The sequence below is a fragment of the Streptomyces sp. NPDC051569 genome, from assembly GCF_044454085.1.
GTDB lineage: Bacteria > Actinomycetota > Actinomycetes > Streptomycetales > Streptomycetaceae > Streptomyces.
Genome location: NZ_JBITDJ010000004.1, coordinates 416,002 through 434,342, shown reverse-complemented (window position 1 = coordinate 434,342; position 18,341 = coordinate 416,002). Strand labels below are relative to the sequence as shown.

Sequence of the window (18,341 nt, the reverse complement as noted above, 5' to 3'; positions counted from 1 at the left end):
CGTTACGCGGGGGCGGGGCCGCTACGGAAGGGCGCGGGCCGTTATGCGAGGGCGGGGGCCACGGTCACACGGGCCGGCCGGCCCTCCGGCCACGGAGCAGGAGGCCGATCCCGGTGACGGCGATCAGGCCGACCCCGATGATCCACGCGACGGCGAGGCTGTCTTCGGCGCCGGCGACGGCCTGACTCTTCTTGGCGGCCGAGGCGGCGGCCAGCTCGGCGGGGGTCAGCGGTACGGCCTTCGGGGTGGGCCCGGTCGCGTTGAGCCGCTCGACGAGATCGATCCCACCGAAGTCGCCCGGGTCCGTGTCCGTCGTGTGGGCGACGAAGATCAACTGGGCGTAGGCGGCCGGCCCCGCTTCCTGAGCCCAGGCCGCGGAGTTCTTCTTCAGCCATTCCAGGGCGCCGCTCGCCTGGTCCCCGTATCCGCCGGCCGTCAGGGCGACGATCGCGTTCGCGGTGCTTCCGGGGTCGGGCCGCGGCAGCGCGCCGGTCCCGGCGGTGCCGGGCGGCGGCAGGCGGTCGAGATGTCCCGTCGCCGCGAGGGCGCCCGCCAGATAGGCGGCGCCGTTGCGGGCCGCCCGCTCCGGTGCGGGGTCGGCGGTCGTCACGCAGGACGGCGCGGGACCCGGCGGTACGGGTGAGGTCACCATGCGCTTGCCGATCCCGCCGAGGACCGCCATCGCGGTGGCGTCGGCCCGGGCACCGGCCGGTTTCCCGGACGCGTCCAGCCGGAACGCGAAGGCACCGGCGCCGGTGCCCGCGTGGCACGGGATCGAGAGACCGACCAGCGCGTCGTACGGATTCCGGTAATGCACCGACAGCACCGAGCTGGGCCGTACCCCCGCGACCGTCAGCGCTCCTATCACCAGCGAGGTCGACTTCGCGTCGCTCCGCGTACCGGGGGAGGGGCCCCAGCCGCCGTCCTCGTTCTGTACGAACCGCAGCCAGTTCATCGCCAGGTCCATGGGGGCCCGCTGGCCGCCGAGCGTGGACAGTGCCTGGACGGCGGCGGCGGTGGCGTCGACGTCGAGTGCCGTCGTCACGTCGCACGGGGCGGTGGGATCGGCGCGGTACGTGGGGAACGCGCCGTTGGCGCACTGCTGCGCCTTCAGCCAGCGGATGGCCTCGTTCGCGGGCCGGAAGTGGCTGGTGAACTGACCGAGCATCGCGAGCGACTGCCGCCAGACACCGTCGCGGGTGGGGTCCTTCGTGCCGTACAGGCCCGGCGGCAGCACGGCGGCGGAGGAAGGGGCGGCGGAGGAAGGGGCGGCCGAGGCGGGGGCGGCGGAGGAAGGGGCGGCGGAGGGAGGTAGGGCGCGTGCGGTCGCCTCGTCCGCGACGGCGCCCGGAGCGAGGGCCAGGGACAGCACGGCGGATACGACGAGCGCCGCCGCGCTGCGGCGTACGGTGATCATGGCGGGCGTGGCCTCTCCTGCGGGAGCCGGGCGCGGGGTACGCGGTCACCAGGCTCCGGCCCCTGCACCTCGACGATTCCGGCCACTCTACCGGCCGGCTGCCGCCCGCCCCCGGGAGGACCGGCCGCGTGCCCGCGCCGGCCCGCCCCCGCCGCGCGGCTTCCTGTTCCGGTCCGGTTCCGCCGTCGCGGTGGCGGGTTAAATCCGGCGAACGGTCGGTAAACACTTACGCCTTGGAGTGCCCCGCCTCTTGTTGGGAGCGTATCTACGCGCGTACCTTGAGCCGACTTTCGACTTCTCACACCTCTCCCGCACACCACGTTCGCAGGCCACGCGCGGCTGCATGTGCGGTTGCCCGCGCCGGAATTGCCGAGGCCCGACGCGTGGCGCACAGGCGAGAGAACGCCATGGAGAACACGCTAGAGAAAGAGTTCATCGTGCCCTCATCCATACCTGCGGCCTTCCGCGGCCGGCGGGCCAAGATGGTCGCCCTCGCGCTCCCCGCCGGCCTGGTCGGATCCCTCGTCGCCTTCCCGCTCGTGGCTCAGGCGACCCCGTCCCCGGACGCGGTGATCGCCGAGGTGTACGGCGGCGGCGGGAACTCCGGTGCCACCCTCACCCACGACTTCGTCGAGCTGGGCAACTCCGGCGACGCCGCCTTCGACCTCACCGGCTGGTCCGTGCAGTACCTCAGCGGCGCCCCCACCGGCACCTCCAAGTGGCAGGCCACCCCGCTGAGCGGTGCCATCCCGGCGGGCGGCAGCTACCTCGTCGAGGAGTCCAAGGGCACCGGCGGCGACACCGCCCTGCCCGCGCCCGACGCGGCCGGCACCATCGCCCTGTCGGGCACCAGCGGCACCATCGCGCTGGTGCACTCCACCACCCCGCTGACCTGCCTGACCGCGGCCGACTGCGCGGCGGACGGCAGCATCAAGGACCTCGTCGGCTTCGGCACCGCCGTCGTACGCGAGGGCTCGCCGGCCACCGGCGCGGGCAACACCACCTCGGTCACGCGGAACGCCGCCCTCACCGACACGGACAACAACGCGGCCGACCTCTCCGGCGCGACCCCGTCCCCCCGCAACAGCGCGGGCGCGGGCGGCGGCAACGGCGGCGACCCGACCCCGCCGACCCCGCCCGCCGACCCCACCCCCGGCGACCTGCGCATCCACGACATCCAGGGCACCACCAGGCTCTCCCCGTACGCCGGGGCGACGGTGACCAACGTGCCCGGCGTCGTGACCGCGATCCGCGCCACCGGCTCCTCGCGCGGCTTCTGGATCCAGGACACCCGGCCCGACACGGACCCGTCCACCAGCGAGGCCGTCTTCGTCTTCACCGGCTCGGTCACCCCGCAGGTCAAGGTCGGCGACTCCGTCGTCGTCACCGGCAAGATCTCCGAGTACTACCCGGGCGGCGCGAGCACCGGCGGACAGTCCGTCACCGAGCTGACCGGACCGACGACCACCGTCGTATCCTCCGGCAACGCCCTGCCCGCGGCCGAGCTGATCGACAACAAGACGCTCGCCGACGTCTACTCCCCGACGCCGAACCAGGCCGACGGCAACATCGAGAAGCTGGCGCTGCGTCCCACCAAGTACGCGCTGGACTGGCTGGAGTCCCGCGAGGGGATGCTCGTGCGGGTCGGCACGAGCCGGGTCGTGGGCGCGTCCAACTCGTACGGCGAGACCTGGATCACCACCAAGCCCAGCCAGAACAAGACCTCGCGCGGCGGCACGCTCTACAACGCGTACGACGAGGTGAACCAGGGCCGCCTCCTCGTCGCCTCGCTGACGGGCGAGCAGATCAAGGCCGATGTCGGCGACACCCTCGCGGGCGACAGCACCGGTGTCCTCGACTACGCCAACTACGGCGGCTACAGCGTCCAGACCACGAAGCTCGGCACGGTCGAGTCCGGCGGTATCCAGCGGGAGGTGACCCGTCAGGCCGAGGAGGACGAGCTGTCCATCGCGACGTACAACGTCGAGAACCTCGACCCGACCGACCCGCAGTCGAAGTTCGACGAGCTGGCCAAGGCCGTCGTCAAGAACCTCGCGTCGCCGGACATCCTGAGCCTGGAGGAGATCCAGGACAACAACGGCGCCAAGGACGACGGCACGGTCGCTGCCGACAAGACCCTCGCCCGGTTCACCGACGCGATCAAGGCGGCCGGCGGCCCGGCGTACGAGTGGCGCGGGATCGACCCGCAGGACAAGCTCGACGGCGGTGAGCCGGGCGGCAACATCCGCAACGTCTTCCTCTTCAACCCGAAGCGCGTCTCCTTCGTGGACCGTCCGGGCGGCGACGCCACCACGGCGGTCGAGGCCGTGACGAACAGCAAGAAGGGCAAGGAAGTCACGCTCTCCGTGTCGCCGGGCCGGATCAACCCGACCTCGACGGCCTGGAAGAGCAGCCGCAAGCCGCTCGTCGGCGAGTTCACCTTCCACGGTGAGCCGTACTTCGTCATCGGCAACCACTTCAACTCCAAGGGTGGCGACCAGCCGATCTACGGCCGGTTCCAGCCCCCGGTCCTGAGCTCGGAGATCCAGCGCCTGGCGCAGGCCAAGGAGGTCAACACCTTCGTCGCGAGCCTGCTGGCCAAGGACAAGAAGGCCAAGGTCGTCGTCCTCGGTGACCTGAACGACTACGGGTTCTCCGCGCCGCTCGCCGCCCTGACCGACGGTGGTGTCCTCAAGGACCTGATGAGCACCCTGCCGAAGAGCGAGCGGTACAGCTACGTCTACGACGGCAACTCGCAGACCCTGGACCACATCCTGACCAGCCCGGGCATCAAGAAGCCCGACTACGACGTGGTCCACATCAACGCCGAGTTCGCCGAGCAGGCCAGCGACCACGACCCCCAGGTCGCCCGCCTGCGCTGACCGGCTCCGCTTCGCGTGTGGCGTGGGCGCCCCCCGGGCAGGGTGCGCACACGCCACATCTGTTTCCGCGTCGTCCGTCCTGGCGGACCACGTCGCGGTCCGTCCTGGCGGTCGTCGCGTGCCGCTCAGCCGGTCGTTCTGTGGACATCTGCCCCGTGAACTCCCGCTGGGAAATACGAGCGGAACATATTTTTGACCAGGTGCATGCACACGGCAGGCGTCATGTCCCGGTCATGATCCTTAGGCTCGCGTCGGCCTGTTCCGCTGTGGTCGGCCACGACGCCATTGGAGCCCGTGTTGCGCACCATAAGACGTAAGAGACCCCTGCGGCGGACCCTGTCCGCCGCGACAGCCGCGCTGCTGGCGGCCGGCGCCCTCGCGGGGTTCGGCCCGCAGTCCATAGCCGACGCGGCCCCGGCGGCCGACGGGGCGCGCGGCCGGCCCGGCGTCGAGGCGTCCTGCCCCGCCCCCGAGCCGGGCGAGGCGGCCTGCTTCGCGCTGCGGCGCACCGACATCCGGCCCGTGAAGGGCCTGCGGAAGGGGGCCGCCGGAGCCCCCGACGGCTACGGCCCCGCCGACCTGCGCAGCGCCTACAACCTGCCCGCCGACGGCGGCGCCGGCCAGACCGTCGCCATCGTCGACGCGTACGACGCCCCGACCGCCGAAGCGGACCTGGCCGTCTACCGGCAGCAGTACGGCCTGCCGGAGTGCACCACCGCCGACGGCTGCCTGACCAAGGTCGACCAGCGCGGCGGCACCGCGTACCCGGTCCCCGACCAGGACTGGGCCGGTGAGATCGCCCTGGACCTGGACATGGTCTCGGCCGTCGCTCCGAACGCCCGCATCCTCCTCGTCGAGGCGGACAGCGCCGGCTTCGAGGACCTCGGCGCCGCCGTGGACACCGCGGTCGCCCTGGGCGCCAAGTACGTGTCGAACTCGTACGGCACCCTCTACGACGACACCCCGGGAAGCGGCGAGGACCCCTCGCAGGCCGGCCTGTACGGCGCCCACTACAACCACCCGGGTGTCGCCGTCGTCGCCTCCTCCGGCGACAGCGGCTTCGGCGTCTCCTTCCCCGCCTCCTCCCCGTACGTCACCTCGGTCGGCGGCACCGCTCTCGTCCAGGACCCGGACACGGGCCGCGGCTGGGCGGAGAAGGCGTGGAGCGCGGGCGGCTCAGGGTGTTCGGTGTACCAGGCCAAGCCGGCCTTCCAGACCGACTCCGGCTGCGCCGGCCGTACCGTGGCCGATGTCGCCGCGGTGGCCGACCCCGCCACGGGCGTCGCCGTCTACGACTCCTTCGGCAACGGCGGCTGGAACGTCTTCGGCGGCACCAGCGCCTCGGCCCCGATCATCGCCGGCGTCTACGCGGGAGCCGGGACCCCGGTGAAGAGCACCTATCCCAACGCCTACCCGTACGCGGGCCACGGCTTCGGCCTCAACGACGTCACCGCGGGGACCAACGGCGTCTGCTCCCCGGCCTATCTGTGCTCCGCCGCGACCGGCTACGACGCGCCGACCGGCCTCGGGACCCCCAACGGTCCGGCCGCGTTCCGCGCCGGCGCGTACGGCGAGGTCTCCGGCCACGTGACCGACAGCGCCACCGGCCTCCCGCTCGCGGAGGCCACGGTCGACGCCCTGGGCACGGTCGTACGTACGTCGGCGGACGGCGGCTACTCGCTCACCCTGCCGGCCGGTACGTACGACCTCGCCGTCGACGCCTACGGTTACGCCACCGGCACGGCCGGCGGGCTGTCGGTCACCGACAACTCCTCGCTGACCAAGGACTTCGCACTGAAGCCGGTGCCCAGCCGCAAGCTGTCCGGCACGGTCCGTGACGGCTCCGCGCACGGCTGGCCGCTCTACGCCAGGATCACCGTGGACGGCATGCCCGGCGGTCCCGTCCGGACCGACCCCGCCACCGGCGCGTACAGCGTGAAGCTGCCCGAGGGCCACGACTACACGGTGTCCGTCTCCAGCGACTACCCGGGCTACCGGCCTGTCACCCGGAAGGTCACCATGGCCAGGTCGGCCACGACCGCCGACTTCGCCCTGGCCGCCGACCTCTGGTCGGAGACGACACCGGGCTACGCCGTCAGGACGACCGGCGCCACCGAACGGTTCGACTCCGGTACGACGCCGGACGGCTGGAGCGTGCGGAACGCCGAGGGCACCACCGGCGGCTGGGCCTTCGACAACCCCAGCGCCATGACCAACGACACCGGTGGCGACGGCGGTTTCGCGATCGTCGACAGCTTCTTCTACGACCAGGGCGGCCACCAGGACAGCAGCCTGATCAGCCCGGCCTTCGACCTCGCCGAGGCCACCGCCACCACGGCGCCCGTCCTGTCGTTCCGTACGGAGTTCGTCCCCGCCGGCGTCGAGAGCGCGGGCGTCGACATCAGCACCGACGGCGGCTCGACCTGGCAGAACATCCTGAAGTTCACCAGCGAGATCTACGGTCCCGCCACCATCGACTATCCGCTCGACGCGTACGCCGGCACCCGGGGCGCCAGGTTCCGTTTCCACTACACCGCCGACTGGAGCTGGTGGTGGGAGATCGACGACTTCGCCGTCACGACGCGCACACTGGAGACGCTCCCGGGCGGTCTGGTGGTCGGGCAGGCGACCGACGCGAACACCCGCGCGCCGCTCCCCGGAACGACCGTCACCCCGACCGGTCAGGCCGGCGCCCCGGCCACCTCGGCGGCCACCCCGGACGACCCGGGACTCGGTGACGGCTTCTACTGGCTGTTCTCCCAGCCGGGCGAGCAGACGTTCACCGGCGCCAAGAACCTCTACGCCGACAGCGCCACGAGCCTGAAGGTCGCCGCCGACGGCGTCACCGAGGCCTCGTACGCGATGAAGGCGGGGCGGCTGGCCTTCACCAAGGAGTCGGTGACCGGCACCGCCGAGCAGGGGAAGAAGGTCACCGAGAAACTGACGGTGAAGAACACCGGCACGGCCCCCGCTACGGTCGAACTGGAGTCCCAGGCCGTCGGTACCGCCGGTGCGGGCAGCACGGGAAGCACCGGCAGCGCGGGCAGCACGGGAAGCACCGGCACACCGCTCATCGAGATCAGGGCCGACAACATCTCGCCGCTGTCCTCGGCGGGCGCGGCCCGGCGCAAGGGGAGCCAGCCCAGGGGGACCCAGCCCAAGGGGGCCCGGCGGGCCCTCGCGCCCGAACCGGCCGCACCGAACGTCCCCGGCACCGCCTGGGAGTTCGGCCCTTACCTGGAGACCGGGATCTCCGACAACGCCGCCGACGCCTACGACGGCAAGATCTACTCCGCGTTCGGCTTCTACGGCTGGGACGACACCAGCGAGCTGCTCCGCCTGGACCCCAAGGAGGGCACCTGGACCCAGCTGGCCCCGGCGGCCGACCCGCGTGAGCAGGTCGCGCACGGCTTCATCGACGGCAAGCTGTACGCGACCGGCGGGTGGATGGAGAACAGCGTCCCGGACAGCAAGACCGAGATCTACGACCCGAAGACCGACCGCTGGACCACCGGCGCCCCCATGCCGACGCCGTACGCGGCGTCGAGCAGCGTGGTGCTCGACGGCAAGCTGTACGTGATCGGCGGCTGCCTCCAGACGACCTGCGGCAGCACGGACGTCCAGGTCTACGACGCGGCCTCCGACAGCTGGAGCACGGCCGCCTCCTACCCGGAGCCCGTCTCCTGGCAGGCCTGCGGCGCGATCCGGCAGAAGATCTACTGCTCCGGCGGTCTCGACAGCGCCCGGGGCGAGGTCCGTTCCACCTATGTCCTCGACCCGGCCGCCGGCAGCTGGACGAAGCTCGCCGACATCCCCAAGGGACGCTGGGGCGCCTTCTCCGTCGCGGCCAACGGCATGCTGCTCATCTCCAGCGGGGTCAGCAGCAACATCATCAACAACCAGGGCGCGATGTACGACCCTCGGACCAACACGTGGTCGGCCCTCGCGGGCGCCAAGCGGGCGGACTTCCGGGCCGGCTCCGCGCTGGGCTTCTACAAGGTCGGCGGCGCGTACGGACCCGCCACCTCCCCGACCGCCACGGTGGAGCTGCTCCCCGGCTACGGCACCGCCGACCTGCCGGCGGCCCCCTGGCTCACGGCGGACCCCGGCAAGCTGACACTCGCCCCCGGCGCCAAGGCCACGGTCACCCTGACCTTCGACGCCTCGGCGAAGGAGATCACCGGGCCGGGTGACTACCAGGCCCTGCTCGCGGCGTACACCAGCACCCCGTACGCCACCCCGGCGGTCCCGGTCACCTTCACGGTGAAGCCGGGACCCGCGCCGGCCCGGATCACCGGCACGGTCTCGGGGGAGGACACCAAGGGCCACACCATCCCGCTGGCGGGGGCCACGGTGACCATCACCTCGGCGGACGCGTCGTACACGGTGACGACGGACCCGGACGGTGTCTACACCCTCACCCCGGACACCTCCGGGAGCCGCCTGAGCCTCGCTGTCACCCGGCCCGGCTACAAGGCGGCCAAGGGCAACGCCACCGTGAAGGAAGGGAGGGTCACGGTCAAGGACTTCGTCCTCAAGAAGCAGTGACCACACCCGAGAAGCGTTAAGACCACGCCGCCCCGCCGGGCACGTCCCGGCGGGGCGGCGTGACGTCGTCCACCGGGCCTCGCGACGCCTTCTCCCGCCGCGGCCGAGTTGGGCGCCGGGCGGTACGCGGAGCGCGCCCGCCGTGGCGGGAATCACCCGGTCCGGCCGGTACAGCGGCGCTACCTGCCGGTAGATTCGAAACCTGCTGACGATCAAGTCTGTGACTTGTTCTAGATTGACGCGGGAAAGACGGAGAAAACACGTCCGTGAGTTACCTCCGCCGTCGGCAAGAGCGTGAGTGGAGACGTGAGTGGAGAAGGGGGCCGAGAGTGACCGCTGAGGCCATGGCGGCGGACACCGGAGCGGGGGCCCCGGGTGCGGACGGGCGGCCGTTGCGGATCGCGCTTCTCAGCTACAAGGGCAACCCGTTCTGCGGCGGGCAGGGCGTCTACGTCCGGCATCTGTCCCGCGAACTCGCCCGTCTCGGACACACCGTCGAGGTGATCGGCGCCCAGCCCTACCCCGTCCTCGACGAGGGCGTTCCGCTCACCGAGCTGGCCAGCCTCGATCTCTACCGGCAGCCCGACCCGTTCCGTACGCCGAAGCGTGACGAGTTCCGCGACTGGATCGACGCCCTGGAGGTCGCCACCATGTGGACCGGCGGCTTTCCCGAGCCGCTGACCTTCTCCCTCCGCGCCCGGCGCCATCTGGCCGCCCGCGCGGGAGAGTTCGACGTCATCCACGACAACCAGACGCTCGGATACGGGCTCCTCGGCGAGCTGGGCGCGCCGCTCGTCACCACCATCCACCACCCCATCACCGTGGACCGGCGGCTGGATCTGGCCGCCGCCGGGAGCCGGCGCAGACGCGCCTCGGTGCGCCGCTGGTACGGGTTCACCCGGATGCAGGGGCGCGTCGCGCGCCGGCTGCCGTCCGTGCTCACCGTCTCCGGCTCCTCCAAGCAGGAGATCACCGACCATCTCGGGGTGCCGGCCGGCCGTATCGACGTCGTACACATCGGCGCCGACACCGAGCTGTTCTCGCCCGATCCCGCCGTGCCCGAGATAGCCGGACGGATCGTCACGACCTCCAGCGCGGACGTCCCCCTCAAGGGCCTCGTCTTCCTGATCGAGGCGCTCGCCAAGCTCCGTACGGAGCACCCCGACGCGCATCTCGTCGTCGTCGGCCGGCGGGCCGAGGAGGGGCCCGTCGCCCAGGCCATCGAGCGGTTCGGCCTGGAGGACGCCGTCGAGTTCGTCAAGGGCATCTCCGACGCCGAGCTCGTCGATCTCATCCGGAGCGCGCAGATCGCCTGTGTGCCGTCCCTGTACGAGGGCTTCTCGCTGCCCGCCGCCGAGGCGATGGCCACCGGCACCCCGCTCGTCGCGACCACCGGCGGTGCGATCCCCGAGGTGGCGGGCGCCGACGGGGTGAGCTGTCTCGCGGTGCCGCCCGGCGACGCGGGCGCGCTGGCCGCCGCCCTCGGCTGGCTGGCCGGCGACCCGGAACTGCGGGCCCGGCTGGGCACGGCGGGACGCGCGCGGGTGCTGTCCCGCTTCACCTGGGCCAAGGCCGCGCAGGGCACCGCCGAGCTGTACCGCGCGGCGATCGCCGCGCGCCCGGCACGGGACCGGGGGAGCCCGGCCTTCACGGCCCGTGGCGGCCCCAGCTGATGCCACGCCCGCACCCGCACCGCCGCGCGCACCCGCACCGCCGCCCGGCCCCGGCCCCGTACGCGTCCTCCCGTGCGACCTACCGTCTCCCCGACCGCGAAAGCAGGACCCTGTGCTGACCGTGGACTTCACCCGCTTCCCGCTCGCCGCGGGCGACCGCGTGCTCGACCTGGGGTGCGGCGCGGGCCGCCACGCCTTCGAGTGCTACCGGCGCGGCGCTCAGGTCGTGGCCCTCGACCGCGACGGCGGGGAGATCCGCGAGGTGGCCAAGTGGTTCGCCGCGATGAAGGAGGCCGGGGAGGCCCCGCGGGGCGCCACCGCCACCGCCATGGAGGGCGACGCGCTGCATCTGCCGTTCCCCGACGCGTCCTTCGACGTCGTGATCATCTCCGAGGTCATGGAGCACATCCCGGACGACAAGGGTGTGCTCGCGGAGATGGTCCGCGTCCTGAGGCCCGGCGGCCGGATCGCCGTCACCGTGCCGAGATACGGCCCCGAGAAGGTGTGCTGGGCGCTCTCCGACGCGTACCACGAGGTCGAGGGCGGCCACATCCGCATCTACAAGGCCGATGAACTGCTGGGCAGGATGCGCGAGGCGGGACTCAAGCCGTACGGCACCCACCACGCGCACGCCCTGCACGCCCCGTACTGGTGGCTGAAGTGCGCCTTCGGCGTGGACAACGACAAGGCGCTGCCCGTCCGCGCCTACCACAAGCTGCTGGTCTGGGACATCATGAAGAAGCCCCGGGCCACCCGGATCACCGAGCAGCTGCTGAATCCCGTCGTCGGCAAGAGCTTCGTGGCGTACGCGACCAAGCCGCACCTGCCGGCGGTGGCCGCCAAGTGACCCTCCCCAGCCCCGGCCCCGACGCCACCGAGCATCTCGTGCTGCCCGGCGTCCTCACCGCCGAGCAGGCCGTCGAGACCGTCGCCGGCCTGCTCGCCGTCCAGCGTCCCGACGGGGCCATCCCGTGGTTCCGCGGACACCACCTCGATCCCTGGGACCACGTCGAGGCCGCCATGGCGCTGGACGCCTCGGGCGAGCACGAGGCGGCGGCGCGGGCGTACGCGTGGCTGGCCCGGCACCAGAACGAGGACGGCTCCTGGTACGCGGCCTACGCCGACACCGACGAGGACGGGGCGCTCCCCGGTGACCGGGGGCGCGAGAGCAACTTCTGCGCGTACGTGGCCGTCGGCATCTGGCACCACTACCTGGCCACCGGCGACGACGGCTTCCTCGACGTGATGTGGCCGGTCGTCCACGCGGCCGTCGAATTCGTGCTGGAGCTGCAGCAGCCCGGCGGGCAGATCGGCTGGAAGCGCGAGGCGGACGGCACGGCCGTCAACGACGCGCTGCTGACCGGCTCTTCCTCCATACACCAGGCGCTGCGCTGCGCGCTCGCGATCGCCGAGGAGCGCGAGGAGCCGCAGCCCGACTGGGAGCTGGCGGCCGGGGCGCTCGCCCACGCGATCCGCAGCCACCCCGAACGGTTCCTCGACAAGAGCCGCTACTCGATGGACTGGTACTACCCCGTGCTCGGCGGGGCCGTCACCGGAGCGCAGGCCAAGGAGCGGATCGAGGAGGGCTGGGACGGCTTCGTCGTCCCCGGCCTCGGGGTGCGCTGCATCCTGCCGAATCCCTGGGTGACGGGCGGTGAGAGCTGTGAACTCGCCCTGACGCTCTGGGTGATGGGGGAGTCGGACCGGGCGCTGGAGATCCTCCAGTCCATCCAGCACCTGCGCGCCGAGGGCGGGATGTACTGGACGGGGTACGTCTTCGAGGGCGACCGCGCCGTCTGGCCGGAGGAGCTCACCACCTGGACGGCGGGGTCGCTGCTGCTGGCGGTGGCCGCCCTCGGGGGGGACGAGGCGACCACCGCCGTGTTCAGCGGCGAACGTCTGCCGCGCGGGCTGGAGCCCGACTGCTGCGGCTGAGTCCGCCTGCCGCGCGGGCCGTGGTGATCGTCAGACGCGGCGCAGGCGGTTGGCCAGCCCGTGGCCGATGGCCAGGTAGACGACCGCGGCGAGACCGTAGCCGCAGACGACGCGGGCCCATGCCTGGTCGAAGGTGAACAGGTCGTAGGACCAGCCGGCGAGCCAGCGGGCCGCGTCCTGGATGAAGTTCACCAGTTCGTTGGCTCGGTTGGCGTCCAGCAGGTACATCAGGATCCAGAGGCCCAGGATGAAGGCCATGATGTCCGCGATGACGATGATGATCGTCGCCGCGGAGCCGCTTCCACTGCGATGACGTGAGGACATGTCGAACGGATTGCCGATTGTGAGCGGGTGAAACCCGAACGGACCGCCAGGGTGGCGCGGGTACGGACGGCGGGTGACGCTGCGGACATGGTCCGTCCAGGGAGGTCCGCTGTGCACGCCAGAAATCCGCTACGCCGCGCCGTCGTGGCACTGCTGTTGTCCTGCGCGCTCCTCGTGTCCACCTCCGCGTGCGGCGGCGGCGACAAGGCGAAGTCCGTGGCGGACGTGTCGGCGGCGAAGGCGACCCCGACGAGTTCCGCCCAGGCGCAGAAGTTCGCGAAGACCCGCTTCGTCACCAACGCGGGTCTCGCGGCCGGGGCGACGTACCAGTGGATCATCAAGCCGTTCCGCGCCGGTAAGTTCAAGAAGGGCGCGCACGGCCGGACGCTCGCCCTCATCAAGGCGGGCCTCGCGGGCGCCTTCGCCTACAACCGGCTCAAGGCGGCGGCCCACAACGCCAAGGGTGACCCGCTGCTGTCCAAGGCGGTGGCTCCGCTGACGGCCGGGATCGCGTCCCTCAAGGGCCTCGCCTCGAAACTGCGCGACGGCGATGTCGGCAAGGGCGATGTCAACAGCGTGGAAAAGGTCATCACCGACGTCAAGGACGCGGGGAAGAGCGCGGGCGCCGAGGTGAAGGACAAGGTGCCGTCGCTGTCGGACCTGAAGGGCTGAGCCGCCCACCCGGCGCTCGCCGCATCCCGTTCGCAGGCGTCCTTCGGCTGACCGTACGGACCGCCCGCGTACGGCGACGGCCCCCGCCCGGAGGGGCGGGGGCCGTGCTGTCGTGGCGTCAGCTGTCAGATCAGCCGCGCTGTATGCCGCTGGTGTCCTGGAGGATGCCGCGCCGGCCGTCCTGCGTCTGGGCCACCAGGCCGGGGCCGCGCTGCTCGACGGCGAGATACCAGGTCCCGGGGGCCAGTTCGGCGATCGGGGAGGGCGAGCCGTCCTCACCGAAGAGCGGGCGGGCCACCGGCACCGCGAACCAGAACGCCGCGAAGTCGGCCGCCGGCGCGCCGCCGCCGTGCTGCGGCTGAGCCTGCTGGCTGTGCTGCGGGCCACCGTACGGCTGGGGCTGTCCCGGCTGGGAGTCCTGCGTGCCGTACGGCTGGGGCTGACCGTGCTGGCCCGCCTGCGCGCCGTACGCCCCCGGGCCGCCGGGGTAGCCGTAACCCGGGGTGGGACCGGCCGGGTGGCCGCCGTACGGCTGCGGGGCCTGCGGCCTCGGGGCGCCGATGAGCGCGGTCTTCAGCTGCGGCAGAAGAGGGGTCGCGACGGCGGCCGCCGCGAGGATCAGGGCGCCGATGAAACCGATGATCAGGCCGCCGCCCGCGTCGACACCGTTCAGGCCGACGAGCAGCCAGAGCGCCGTCCAGGCCGCGAAGACCGCCAGGGCGATGCCGAACTGCCCGAGGTCGAGTCCGGCGATCTTCCGTGGCGCCGGCAGGGTGCGCGAGACGACGATCAGTGCCGCGGCGATGACCCCGGCCAGGTGGAGGCTCATCACGGTGCCCAGCGAGTCCCAGGCGGTCGGGGCGCCGCCGGACCCGAAGACGGGGGACTCGTAGAGGTGGAGGAACGAGGCGATGAACAGCAACACCGCTGCTCCGATCACCACGCCGTCACCTCGAGTGAGGGAGCGGATGTTCACGTGAAAAGTCCTTCGTCAGTCGTCTCGTTGCGAAGCTCGGGGCGGCTCCCTATCGTACGGATGAATGTATCGCCTGACCGATCGGGGCGTCTGCCCGGCAGCGGAAAAGGGCATGAAAACGGCATGTGAACCGCAGGGAAGCGGCATGAAAGCGTCATAGCGGCGGAAATCCGCCGCCCGCTCTCACTCCCGCCACTCAATGCGCCAGAAATCCGCTGATGCCCTCGGCCAGTCCCCGTGCCGCTTTCTGCCGCCATTTCGCGCTGGTCAGCAGGGCCGCGTCCTGCGCGTCGCGCATATTGCCGCATTCGATGAAAACCTTGGGCACGGTGGACAGATTGAGGCCGCCGAGATCCTTGCGCACGTCGAGGCCCGTGCCACCGCCGATGTAGTTGGAGGGAGCGCTTCCGGTTTCCCGGGCGAAAGAGCCGACGATGCGCTCGCCGAGTGCGCGCGAGGGACCGACGATCGGCCGGGTGTCGGCGCCGCCGCCCGTGACCGGAGCCGGGAGGATCACATGGAAGCCGCGGTTGCCCGCCGCCGAGCCGTCCGCGTGGACGGAGACGACGGCGTCGGCCCCGGCCTTGTTGCCGATACGGGCGCGCTCGTCCACGCACGGGCCGTACGGGCGGTCGTCGTCCTGGGTGAACCTGACCGTGGCGCCCCGCTCCTCCAGCAGAGTGGCCAGCCGGCGTGAGACGTCGAGGGTGAACACGGCTTCGGCGTAACCGGCGTTGGTCTCGGTGCCGGTGGTGTCGCATTCCTTGCTGCTGTCGCCGATGTGAACCGTTTTGTTGATCTCGGCGGTGTGCTGGAAATTACGCGGATTGTGGCCGGGGTCGATGACGACGACCTTGCCGGCGAGGGTCCCGCCCGGGGCGGCGTCTCCGTTGGCGTCATCGCCGCTGCCCGGGGAGGGCGACGCCGTGGAACCGGCCACCGCCGCACCGGCCCCACCGCCACCTTCCGGCCCGCTCATCCCCTGCCAGACGAGCCGGCCGGCCAGCGCGGCCGGGACCAGGAGGGCGATCGTGAGGGTGAGACCGGTCCGGCCGAAGCGGCGGCGCGCGGGAGGCCGGTCGGCGGGCTGGGCAGGGGGCTGGGCAGCGGGCTGGGCAGGGGGAGGGCTCTCGTCGTACGACACGCAGCGATGTTAGGACTCGGGTCGGATCGCGGGTGCCGTGCGGCGCAGGACACGCAGCGAGTCGGTCACGGACAGCTCAGTGAAGGCGCCCGACGCGAGAGCCCGCAGGTAGACGCGGTAGGGCGCCCGGCCGCCGTCCGCCGGATCGGGGAAGACGTCGTGGATGACGAGCAGGCCGCCCTCGGCGAGATGCGGGACCCACCCCTCGTAGTCACCGCGCGCGTGTTCGTCGGTGTGGCCCCCGTCGATGAAGACCAGCCCGAGCCGCCCGCCCCAGACCCGGGCGACCTGCGGCGAACGGCCGACGACCGCGATCACGTGGTCCTCAAGACCGGCCCGGTGCAGGGTGCGGCGGAAGGTGGGGAGCGTGTCCATCCGGCCGACCTCGGGGTCGACCACGCTCGGATCGTGGTACTCCCAGCCGGGCTGCTGCTCCTCGCTGCCACGGTGGTGGTCGACGGTGACGGCGACCGTCCCGGCCGCGCGGGCGGCGTCGGCGAGAAGCAGGGTGGAGCGGCCGCAGTAGGTGCCGACCTCCAGGAGGGGCAGGCCGAGTGTGCCCGCGTCGGCGGCGGCCGCGTACAGGGCGAGCCCTTCGTGGAGGGGCATGAACCCCTTGGCGGCCTCGAAGGCGGCGAGGACCTCCGGCGTCGGCTCCGTCCCGGCGGGCATGGACTCTCCTCCTGCTGATCGTGCTCGTGCTGATCCTGCTGTACGGCTGCGGCTGTACGGCTGCGGCTGTACGGCTGGGCGGGCGCCCATGCTGCCGTACACCCCCCGGTGTCGCGGCGCCGGGGGGTGTACGGGGGTGGGGGAGCGACGCCAGGTCAGGGCGACGGGACGGCGGTCTGCCGCTCCGGGGCGCTCTCCGCCAGGACCAGATCGACGTCCACCGGCAGGCCGTCGCCGGCGTACACGGCCGGGCAGGCGTGCGGCGCGTACCCCGTGGCCGTCCCGGCCAGCACGAAGTGCCCGGCGCCCGGCGGGAGCAGCGCGTAGTGGCCGTCCTCGTCGGCGACGGTACGGCCCGCCTGCCGGCCCCCGCGGTCGATGAGCGTCACGGTCGCCCGCGCCACCGGCGTACCGCCCGCGTCCATGACCCGCCCACGGAATCCGCCGGACCCGGCCACGAGCGTCGGCTGCCGGTCCGTCTCCTCGCCGGCGAGGACGTCCGCCACGCGCTGCCGCGGAAGTGCCGCCTTGCGCTGCGACGGCAGGAAGGCCGCCAGCGCCAGGCCCCCGACCACCGCGGCGGTGGCGATGAGGAACGAGATGCGGAAGCCGTGCAGGGTGGGCACCGCCACCCCGCCCGACCGCATCGAGGTGTGTGCGAGCACCATGCCGATGACCGCGCTCGACACCGACGTACCGATGGAGCGCATCAGCGTGTTCAGACCCGTGGCCGCGCCGGTCTCCGACGGATCGACCGCACCGATGATCAGAGCGGGAAGTGAGGAGTACGCGAGGCCGATGCCCGCGCCCACGACCACCGAGATGATGATGGTCTGCCAGGCGGCGCTCATCAGGCCCATGCCCGCGCCGTATCCGATCGCGATGATCACCATGCCGAGGATCAGGGAGACCTTCGGGCCCCGGCGGGCGGAGATCCGGGCGTAGAGCGGGGCGGTGAACATCATCGTCAGGCCGAGCGGTGCCACGCACAGACCCGCGACCAGCATCGACTGGCCCAGGCCGTATCCGGTGGAGGTGGGCAGCTGCAGCAGCTGGGGCAGGACCAGGGAGATCGCGTAGAAGGCGACACCGACCATGATCGAGGCGAGGTTGGTGAGCAGGACCTCGCGGCGGGCGGTGGTGCGCAGGTCGACCAGCGGAGCGGGATTCCTCAGCTCCATGACGCCCCACAGCAGCAGGATGGTCACGGCGAGAGCCAGCAGTCCCAGTGTGGTGCCCGAGCCCCAGCCCCAGTCGCTGCCCTTGGTGATCGGCAGCAGCAGGGCGACGAGTCCGGCGGACAGGCCGATCGCACCGAGCCAGTCGAAGCGGCCCTCGGCCCGTACCGACGACTCCGGTACGAAGCGGACGGTGAGCGCCATGGACAGCACGCCGAGCCCGGCGGAGGCGAAGAAGAGGGCGTGCCAGTCGGCGTTCTGGGCGACCAGGGCCGCGGCCGGCAGCGCGAGCCCACCGCCCACGCCGATGGAGGAGCTCATCAGCGCCATCGCCGAGCCGAGCCGCTCGCGCGGCAGCTCGTCGCGCATGATGCCGATGCCGAGCGGAATCGCGCCCATGGCGAAGCCCTGGAGCGCCCTGCCGATGATCATGATGATGAGATCGTTGGTGAATCCGCAGATCAGGGAGCCGATCACCATCACGGCGAGACTGGCGAGCAGCATCCGCCGCTTGCCGAAGAGGTCGCCGAGGCGCCCCATGATCGGCGTCGATATCGCGCCGGCGAGCAGGGTCGCCGTCATGACCCAGGTGGCGTTGCCGGGCGCGGTGTGGAGGAGGGTGGGCAGGTCCTTGATGACGGGGACGAGCAGGGTCTGCATCACCGCGACGGTGATGCCCGCGAACGCGAGGACGGGGACGATACCGCCGGCTTTGCGCTCCTGTGGTTCGAGGAGAGCCCCGGCGGGCTGATCGGTCGTCGTCTGCGGCATACGTGCGGCCTCCGGGCAGGGAAGAAAAAGGGACAGGGAGAGGGTTGAACGTCGTGGACAGGCGGGTGCGGGCGCCCGGCGGCCGAGGACGGCCGCCAAGTGGATGCACCATGAACGCTTCCGTCCCGGCGCCGTATTCCGGCAGTCGC

Annotated in this window: 12 protein-coding genes; 6 read left to right on the top strand and 6 right to left on the bottom strand. The window is 72.0% G+C overall.

The window, feature by feature from the left end; genetic code table 11:
- Window positions 1-64: 64 nt before the first annotated feature.
- Window positions 65-1,417, bottom strand: a complete 1,353-nt coding sequence (locus ACIBAE_RS10120; RefSeq protein ID WP_399283633.1) for a prenyltransferase/squalene oxidase repeat-containing protein — start codon at window positions 1,415-1,417, stop codon at window positions 65-67.
- A 482-nt stretch (window positions 1,418-1,899) separates the two neighbouring features.
- Between ACIBAE_RS10120 and ACIBAE_RS10115 the strand changes: the two genes are divergently transcribed.
- The 5 genes from ACIBAE_RS10115 to ACIBAE_RS10095 all read left to right on the top strand — a co-directional run bounded on the left by ACIBAE_RS10115 (window position 1,900) and on the right by ACIBAE_RS10095 (window position 12,455).
- Window positions 1,900-4,299 (top strand): lamin tail domain-containing protein, encoded by a 2,400-nt coding sequence (locus ACIBAE_RS10115; RefSeq protein WP_399283812.1) that lies wholly within the window; start codon window positions 1,900-1,902, stop codon window positions 4,297-4,299.
- Window positions 4,300-4,596: 297 nt separating this feature from the next.
- Complete coding sequence (locus ACIBAE_RS10110; protein ID WP_399283631.1) at window positions 4,597-8,847, top strand: carboxypeptidase regulatory-like domain-containing protein; 4,251 nt, start codon at window positions 4,597-4,599, stop codon at window positions 8,845-8,847.
- A gap of 329 nt (window positions 8,848-9,176) precedes the next feature.
- Window positions 9,177-10,520: a glycosyltransferase family 4 protein gene (locus ACIBAE_RS10105; protein WP_399283629.1), complete on the top strand. Its 1,344-nt coding sequence runs from the start codon at window positions 9,177-9,179 to the stop codon at window positions 10,518-10,520.
- Between the two features lie 112 nt (window positions 10,521-10,632).
- Window positions 10,633-11,367 (top strand): methyltransferase domain-containing protein, encoded by a 735-nt coding sequence (locus ACIBAE_RS10100; protein WP_399283627.1) that lies wholly within the window; start codon window positions 10,633-10,635, stop codon window positions 11,365-11,367.
- Window positions 11,364-12,455: a prenyltransferase gene (locus ACIBAE_RS10095; RefSeq protein ID WP_399283626.1), complete on the top strand. Its 1,092-nt coding sequence runs from the start codon at window positions 11,364-11,366 to the stop codon at window positions 12,453-12,455. Before ACIBAE_RS10100 ends, ACIBAE_RS10095 begins: the two co-directional genes overlap by 4 nt.
- 30 nt (window positions 12,456-12,485) lie before the next feature.
- Here ACIBAE_RS10095 and ACIBAE_RS10090 read toward each other — a convergent pair whose 3' ends face one another.
- A complete protein-coding gene (locus ACIBAE_RS10090) occupies window positions 12,486-12,779 on the bottom strand; it encodes a hypothetical protein (RefSeq protein ID WP_399283624.1) in 294 nt (97 codons plus the stop codon).
- Between the two features lie 111 nt (window positions 12,780-12,890).
- Here ACIBAE_RS10090 and ACIBAE_RS10085 point away from each other — a divergent pair, with 111 nt between their 5' ends.
- Complete coding sequence (locus ACIBAE_RS10085) at window positions 12,891-13,451, top strand: hypothetical protein (RefSeq protein ID WP_399283623.1); 561 nt, start codon at window positions 12,891-12,893, stop codon at window positions 13,449-13,451.
- Window positions 13,452-13,581: 130 nt separating this feature from the next.
- On the opposite strand, the gene ACIBAE_RS10080 is transcribed toward ACIBAE_RS10085, so the two are convergent.
- The 4 genes from ACIBAE_RS10080 to ACIBAE_RS10065 all read right to left on the bottom strand — a co-directional run bounded on the left by ACIBAE_RS10080 (window position 13,582) and on the right by ACIBAE_RS10065 (window position 18,192).
- On the bottom strand, window positions 13,582-14,427 hold the full coding sequence (locus tag ACIBAE_RS10080; RefSeq protein ID WP_399283622.1) for a hypothetical protein: 846 nt from the start codon (window positions 14,425-14,427) through the stop codon (window positions 13,582-13,584).
- Window positions 14,428-14,623: 196 nt separating this feature from the next.
- Entirely contained in the window at window positions 14,624-15,571 is a 948-nt protein-coding gene (locus ACIBAE_RS10075; protein WP_399283619.1) for an N-acetylmuramoyl-L-alanine amidase, read from the bottom strand.
- A 9-nt stretch (window positions 15,572-15,580) separates the two neighbouring features.
- Complete coding sequence (locus ACIBAE_RS10070) at window positions 15,581-16,243, bottom strand: class I SAM-dependent methyltransferase (RefSeq protein WP_399283618.1); 663 nt, start codon at window positions 16,241-16,243, stop codon at window positions 15,581-15,583.
- A 155-nt stretch (window positions 16,244-16,398) separates the two neighbouring features.
- Window positions 16,399-18,192, bottom strand: a complete 1,794-nt coding sequence (locus ACIBAE_RS10065) for an MFS transporter (protein ID WP_399283617.1) — start codon at window positions 18,190-18,192, stop codon at window positions 16,399-16,401.
- Window positions 18,193-18,341 lie beyond the last annotated feature (149 nt).